This is a genomic window from Nocardiopsis trehalosi NBRC 14201, from assembly GCF_001552555.1.
Lineage (GTDB): Bacteria > Actinomycetota > Actinomycetes > Streptosporangiales > Streptosporangiaceae > Nocardiopsis_B > Nocardiopsis_B trehalosi.
This window is the reverse complement of record NZ_BCRK01000253.1, coordinates 1-6,853: the sequence shown is the minus strand read 5'-3', so window position 1 is coordinate 6,853 and position 6,853 is coordinate 1. Positions and strand designations below refer to the sequence as shown.

8 protein-coding genes are annotated in these 6,853 nt (G+C 75.8%); 6 read left to right on the top strand and 2 right to left on the bottom strand.

All coding sequences use genetic code 11. The annotated features are described in order from the left end of the window. Positions 1–50: 50 nt before the first annotated feature. Together fabG and NT8_RS26370 are read right to left on the bottom strand one after the other, a co-directional pair. The gene (gene fabG / locus NT8_RS26375) at positions 51–755 is read right to left on the bottom strand and encodes a 3-oxoacyl-ACP reductase FabG (protein WP_067975293.1); all 705 of its coding nucleotides are present in this window, start codon (positions 753–755) and stop codon (positions 51–53) included. 68 nt (positions 756–823) lie between these two features. After that, on the bottom strand, positions 824–1,858 hold the full coding sequence (locus NT8_RS26370) for a ketoacyl-ACP synthase III family protein (protein ID WP_067975290.1): 1,035 nt from the start codon (positions 1,856–1,858) through the stop codon (positions 824–826). 271 nt (positions 1,859–2,129) lie between these two features. Here NT8_RS26370 and NT8_RS26365 point away from each other — a divergent pair, with 271 nt between their 5' ends. The 6 genes from NT8_RS26365 to NT8_RS26340 all read left to right on the top strand — a co-directional run. Next, positions 2,130–2,402 carry an acyl carrier protein gene (locus NT8_RS26365; protein ID WP_067975288.1) on the top strand — a complete coding sequence of 91 codons (273 nt, stop codon included), beginning with the start codon at positions 2,130–2,132 and terminating at the stop codon, positions 2,400–2,402. After that, complete coding sequence (locus tag NT8_RS26360; protein WP_067975279.1) at positions 2,395–3,618, top strand: beta-ketoacyl-[acyl-carrier-protein] synthase family protein; 1,224 nt, start codon at positions 2,395–2,397, stop codon at positions 3,616–3,618. Before NT8_RS26365 ends, NT8_RS26360 begins: the two co-directional genes overlap by 8 nt. After that, a complete protein-coding gene (locus NT8_RS26355; RefSeq protein ID WP_067975276.1) occupies positions 3,615–4,712 on the top strand; it encodes a beta-ketoacyl synthase N-terminal-like domain-containing protein in 1,098 nt (365 codons plus the stop codon). The genes NT8_RS26360 and NT8_RS26355 overlap by 4 nt, the downstream gene beginning before the upstream one ends. Positions 4,713–4,833: 121 nt before the next feature. Next, positions 4,834–5,808: an AfsA-related hotdog domain-containing protein gene (locus NT8_RS26350; RefSeq protein WP_067975273.1), complete on the top strand. Its 975-nt coding sequence runs from the start codon at positions 4,834–4,836 to the stop codon at positions 5,806–5,808. A 44-nt stretch (positions 5,809–5,852) separates the two neighbouring features. Further along, complete coding sequence (locus tag NT8_RS26345) at positions 5,853–6,533, top strand: HAD family hydrolase (protein WP_067975269.1); 681 nt, start codon at positions 5,853–5,855, stop codon at positions 6,531–6,533. A 67-nt stretch (positions 6,534–6,600) separates the two neighbouring features. Further along, positions 6,601–6,853 (top strand): biotin carboxylase N-terminal domain-containing protein (locus NT8_RS26340; RefSeq protein ID WP_281203537.1); only part of this gene is annotated, 253 nt, incomplete at its 3' end.

The window sequence follows — 6,853 nt, the reverse complement described above, 5'->3', positions numbered from 1 at the left end:
CCCGGAATGATTCAAAAAACACGACCCAGACCCGGCACGCCCGGCCCCGCTCACACACCCATACCGATACCGCCGCCCACGGGCAGCACCGCGCCCGTGATGTAGGACGCCTCCTCGCTGGCGAGGAAGCGGACCGCCGCGGCCACCTCCTGGGGCGTCCCCGGACGCCCCAGGGGGGTCATCTTCATGACGCCGTCCATCCGGCGCTCGGTGAGCGAGCGGGTCATGTCGGTGTCGATGATGCCGGGGGCCACCAGGTTGACGGTGATCCCCCGCGACCCCATCTCCCAGGCCAGCGACCGCGCCAGCCCGAGCAGCCCGGTCTTGGTGGCGGCGTAGTTGGTCTGCCCGGGCGACCCGAGGAAGCCGAGCGCCGACGACAGCAGCACGATGCGGCCGCGGCGCGCGGCCAGCATGCCCCCGGCCGCCGCGCGCACCGTGCGGAACACGCCCCGCAGGTTGGTCTCCACCACCTCGTCGAAGGTCGCGTCGTCCATCCGCAGCATGAGCGTGTCGCGGGTGATGCCGGCGTTGGCCACCAGCACCTCCACCGGCCCCTGCTCCTTGGCGATCAGGTCGAAGGCGGCGTTGACCGACCCGGTGTCGGTGACCTCGCAGTGGACGCCGAGGAACCCCTCGGGCGGCTCACCGGAGCGGTAGCCCACGGCGACGCGGTCGCCGTCGGCGGCCAGCGCCTCGGCGACGGCCAGGCCGATACCGCGGTTGCCGCCGGTGACGAACACGGAACGGGACATGTGGTGCCCTCCTCGATCGGATCGGGGTGCTGACGCCGCCGTGGGTCCGCGGGCGGCGCGCGGCCGGACTATCCGGCGGCCTGGACCACCAGGCACGACCAGGTGAACCCGGCGCCGGCGCTGAACACCAGCGCGTACTCGCCGGGGGCCAGGGTGCCGCGGCGCAGCAGGTCGGCCACGCCGGCCACCGCGTCGCCCGCGCCCAGGTGGCCGGTGCCCCGGCCGGGGTCGATCAGCTCGGCGCCCACGACCTCGGCGAGGATCGGCCGCCAGGAGTCCGCCAGCGTGCGGGCGCCGAACCGGGGCAGCACGGCGCACCGCACGCGGGGGTCGCCGGGGCGCAGCCCGGCCTCGCGCAGCGCCTCGGTGGCGACCTCGCGGACGCACCGCTCGTTGGTCGCGGCGAACCCGTCGCGGCCGTGCCGGCGCAGGTAGGCGCGCTTGGTGGCGCGCATGTCGACGGTGTCGCGGTGGGTGCGGGCGGCGGCGCCGAACGGGTCGTCGCCCCGGTGCATCGCCTCCAGCTCCGGCACGGCGACGGTCGCGACGGCGTGCAGCAGCAGCGGGTCGGGGGTCTCGCCGGGGGCGTGCAGCAGCAGGGCGGTGCCCGCGTCGCCGTAGGCCACCCCGTAGTCGGCCGTCCACCGGTCGAACCCGGGGCCGCCGAACCGGTCGGCGGTGGTCACCAGGGCGTAGTCCTTGCCGTCGGCGGCGGCCAGCCGCACCGCGGCCAGCTCCACCGCTGTGGAGCCGCCGTTGCACACCTGCTGGATACCGACGGGCAGCGCGGCGGACGCGCCGATCCGCCCGGCGATGTAGTGCGCCGGCGACCACAGGTCGTGCCCCTGGTAGTACATCCAGGCGTGGAAGACCGAGCCGACGTCGGCGGCGTCGGCGCCGGCCATGCGCAGCGCCTCGACCGCGGCGTTGACCGCCATGTCGGGCGCCCCGACCTCGCCCGCGTCGGGCAGCGAGGGGTGCGCCAGCTCGCGCGCCTGGGCGGCGCGGATGGCGCGCCGCGCCACCGCGTCCTCGGCGGACGAGCGGCCTGGGGGCAGCCACGCGGCGGCGGCCGCGATCCCCACCGGGTGGTCGAACCTCACAGCGCCTCCTTGGTACGGCCGGGCTCGGCGGTCCGCCCGGGACCGCGAGGTGAGCATGGGGCGCCGCGATGAAGCGCCGATAAAAGTTGGACGAAATCGGCGGCGACGCACCGCCCCGGCGCGGCGGAACGCAATTCGTATTCCGCTTCCGGGGCACCCGGCATGTCACTTTGGACGCCTTGTGGCGGCGGCCCCGGCGGGATTGGATCGGTTCCGAACACGCACGACACGCGTTCGCCCGCCGGGCGACCGGGAAAGATGGGGTTTCAGTATGACCGAGATCACGCTCTCCGCCGAACTGCGCGACAAGGTCCGCGCGATCATCGCCGATGTGCTCGAAGTCGACGCCGACGCCATCACCGAGGAGAGCAGTTTCAGCGAGGACTTCGAAGCAGATTCGATCATGAGCATCGAGATTTTCTCGCGTTTCGAGCGGGACCTGGGCATCGTCGTCCCGCAGGACCGGCTGACCGACCTGGACGACCTGCCCACCGCCTACGCGATCGCCGCCGAGCACGCCGTCCAGGAGGTCACGGGTGTCTGAACGGCCGGGACGCCGCGTCGTCGTCACCGGACTCGGAGCGGTGAGCAGCCTGGGCATCGGTGCCCGGCCGCTCACCGCGGCGATCCGCGAGGGGCGCAGCGGCATCAGCCCCATCGAGGCGTTCGACGCCTCCGGCTTCACCCACCAGCGGGCCGGCGAGGTGCGCGGCTTCCGGCCCGAGGAGCACCTGCGGCGCATCGACCCCGACAAGTGGGGCGAGAGCGGCCGGTTCGCCGCCGCGGCGGCGCGCCTGGCCGTCACCGACTCCGGCATCGACCCCGACGAGCTGTCGGCCATGCGGGCCGGCAGCAGCTTCGGCACCAACGGGGAGTCGGCCGTCCTGGTGCGGCTGTCCCGGCAGTGGGTCGAGCAGGGCCTGGACGCCCTCGACCCCGCCCAGATCGGGCAGGCCGACGGCGGCCGGGTGGCCGCCGCCGCCAACGCCGAACTCGGCCTCACCGGCGAGGCCCAGACCGTCGGCACCGCCTGCGCCGCCAGCAACTACTCCATCGGCTACGGCTTCGACCAGGTGCGCAGCGGCGAGGCCGACGCGTGGGTGGCCGGGGGCGCCGACGCCTCCAACCGGACCATCCACGCCGGGTTCCACCGGCTGGGCGCCCTGGCCGAGACCGTGCCGCGGCCCTTCGACGCCGACCGGGACGGCATCGTCACCGCCGAGGGCGGCGTGGCGCTGCTGCTGGAGCCGCTCGACGCGGCCGTCGCGCGCGGCGCGCGGATCTACGCCGAGGTGCTGGGCTACGGCATCACCTGCGACGCCAAGCAGATGACCAACCCGCACGCCCCGTCGATCGCCGAGTCCATCCGCCGGGCGCACCGCAGCGCCGGCATCAAGGCGGACGACGTCGACTACGTGTGCGCGCACGGCACCGGCACGCAGGCCAACGACACCACCGAGGTCGCCGCGCTGCGCGAGGTCTTCGGCGACCGGCTGCCGCCCGTCAGCTCGATCAAGTCGATGCTGGGGCACACGATGGGCGCGGCCGCCGGGTTCGGCGCGCTGGTGTGCTGCGCGGCCATCCACGACGGGTTCCTGCCGCCCAGCGCGACGCTGCGCCGGGTGGACCCCGAGATCGGCGACGACGTCGACTGCGTCCCCGGCACCGGGCGAGACGCGTCCCCGCGCGTGGTGCAGAACCACGGGTTCGCCTTCGGTGGCAACAACGCCATCACCGTCTTCGGAAGGGTGTCCGCATGAGCGTCACCGCGATCGACGTCGTTGGCTGCGGGGTCGTGAGCCCCGCCGGGGTGGGCCTGGACGCGCTGGCCGAGGCCCTGGGCCGGGGCGCGGCCGCCCCGCCCGCGGCCCCCGAGGGCCCGGACGCGCCGGGCGGCGAGGCGTTCCCGGGGTCGGGGGCGCGCGCCGTCACCGACTTCCGGCCCGCCGAGCGGCTCGGCAAGCGCGGCCTGAGCCGGCTCAGCCGCACCGACCAGCTCGCCATGGTGGCGTGCGGGCAGGCGCTGGAGCTGCTGGACCGCCCGCTGACCGACGAGGAGCGGCCGCGCACCGGCATCGTGCTCGGCACGGGCGCCGGGAGCGTGCGCCGGTGGGCCGAGTTCACCCGGGACACCTTCGTCCAGGAGCGGCCCTACATGGTCAACCCGTCGCACTTCCCGGGCACGCTGATGAACGCGGCGGCCGGGCAGACCGCGATCCGGTTCGGCATCACCGGGGTGAACGCCACCCTGGCGGGCGGGCCGGTGGCCGGGCTGGCGGCGCTGCGCTACGCGCGCAACAGCCTGCTCAACGACCACGCCGACCTCATCCTGGCGGGCGGCGTGGAGGAGCTGAGCGCGCAGACCGCGTGGGCGTGGGAGCGCACCGCCGGGCTGCTGCCCGGCAACGGGGTGGGCGAGGGCGGCGCCATCGCCCTGCTGCGGCGCGGCGCCGAACGGCCGCTCGCCCGCCTGCTCGCCTGCGAACTCGGTTTCGCCGACCCGGCCGACGGCCCCTCCGGCGTGGGCCGGCGGCTCGCCGAGGCCGTGCGCGACGCCCTCAAGGCCGGCGAGGTCGACCCCGCCGACGTCGGCGTGGTGGCGGTCGGCGGCGCGGCGCGCCGCGGCTGGTCGGCCGCCGAGGAGCGGGCGCTGCGCGAGGTGTTCGAGGGCGCCGGCCCCGAGCGGCTGCGCGTGCAGCCGGTGCTCGGCGAGACCCACAGCGCCTCGGCGTCCCTGCAACTGGCCGGACTGCTCGCCCGGTGGCGCGGGGGCGCCCCCGGGGAGCGCGTCGGCCTGGTCACCGCGCTCGGCCCCGACGGCCAGGCGGGGTGCCTGGTCGTGCTGCGGGGCTGACCCCCGTTCCGCCGGGGCCGCCCAGGGCGGCCCCGGCCGCGGGCGCCCGGCGGCGCACCGCCCGCCGCACCCCCCGGGGTCACGCGGCGGGCCCTCTGACGAGTACCGATGGGAGACGACGATGGAGATCCTCACCCGGCCGGGCGCGGCCGAGGCGACCGGCGGACCCGCGCCGATGCTCGACCTGGACTACGACCGCACCGTCTCGCGCGCGATCGTGCACCGGTGGGCGGTGGCCGAGGTCTTCCTGACCGACTCGCGCGCCGTCGACGAGACCCGGTTCGCCGCGGCCGCCCAGCTGCCCCCGGCCCACCACTACTTCGGCGACCACACCGGCCTGCCCGACGCCTACGACCCGCTGCTGGTGCTGGAGAGCTGCCGGCACGCCGTCACCCACGCCTGCCACGTCCACCAGGACCTGCCGGACGCGACCGCGTTCATGGTCACGGCGTGGACCCTGGAGGTGCGCGACCCGGGCGCGCTGGCGATCGGGGAGCGCCCCGGCCGGCTCTACATCGACGGCGAGGTCACCGACCGGCGCCGCCGCGGCGGCCGGCTGCGCCGCCTGGTGTTCGCCCTGGAGCTGCGGCTGGACGGCCGCCCGTTCGGGCGGGTCACCATGGACGTCGCCTGCACCCCCGGCGACCAGTACCGGGCGCTGCGGGCGATGCAGCGGGGCCCCGCCGGCCTGCCGACCGCGTTCACCCTGCCGGCCGAGCCGGCGGGCCCGCCGGTCGACCCGGCCGCGGTGCACCGCCGCGTCCCGGTCAACGTCGTCGTCGACGGCGCCGAGCACGCCGGCGACGGCGTGCGGGCGGTGCTCAGCCCGCGCTCGTTCCGCAACCGCACCCTCTACGACCACCCCTACGACCACGTGCCCGGCATGGTGTTCACCGAGGCCGCGCGCCAGCTCGCCGCCCTGCTCGCCCCCGGGTCGGCGCGCCCGCTGCTGGGCGTGGACGCCGCGTTCCTGAAGTTCGCCGAGCTGGACGCGCCGGTGGAGCTGTCCTGCGCCCGCGGCACCGGCGGCGGGTACCGGATGACCGCCGTCCAGAGCGGCGCGGCCGTCGCCGAGATCACCCTTACGCTCGGCTGATCCCCCTCCCCCACGCCGCCCGACCGACACCCCCAGGAGGCATCATGTCCCCCGCTCCCCCGCGCGCCCTCGCGTTCTTCGACGTCGACGAGACGCTCATCACCCTGAAGAGCATGTTCGCCTTCTACGACTACTTCCTCGCGGCCGTGGGCCACAGCGAGGCCGAGCAGGACCGGCTCCGCGACCAGGCGCAGGCGCTGCTCACCCCCGGTCTGCCGCGCAAGGAGGGCAACCGGCTGTTCTACCGGCGGTTCGCCGGCTACGCCACCGAGGAGGTCGCCGAGCACGGCCAGGCGTGGTTCGAGAAGCGCATGGCGGCGGGCGGGCTGTTCCACGGCGACGTGCTCGCGGCGCTGCGCCGGCACCGCGCCGACGGGCTGAACACCGTGCTGGTGTCGGGGTCGTTCACCGCCTGCCTGGACCCGATCGCGGAGTACGCGGGGGCCGACGCCGTGCTGTGCACCCGGCTGGAGGAGCGCGAGGGCGTCTACACGGGCGGGGTGCTGCACTCGATGATCGGCGACGGCAAGGCCGAGGCCGCCCGGTCGCTGATCGCCGAACTCGGGGTCCCCTCCGCCGACTGCCACGCCTACGGCGACCACACCTCCGACCTGGACCTGCTCCGGCTGGTCGGGCACCCGGTGGTGGTCGGCGACCAGGCCGAGATGCGCGCGGAGGCCGCCGCGCACGGGTGGCCGGTCCTGGAGGGCGTGCCCGCTTCCTGACGGCGGGCGCGCCGACGGGGGCGCCGGGCCGCTTCACACGCGAGAACCGCAGAGAGGTCAGACCACCATGCGCAGGGTACTCATCGCCAACCGCGGGGAGATCGCGGTCCGCATCGCCCGGGCGTGCCGGGACGCCGGGCTCGACAGCGTCGCCGTCTACGCCGACCCGGACCGCGACGCCCCGCACGTGCGCGCCGCGACGGAGGCGCACGCCCTGGGGGGCGAGACCCCCGCCGACTCCTACCTGGACGCGGCGAGGGTGCTGAAGGCGGCCGAGGCGTCGGGCGCGGACGCGGTGCACCCGGGCTACGGGTTCCTCT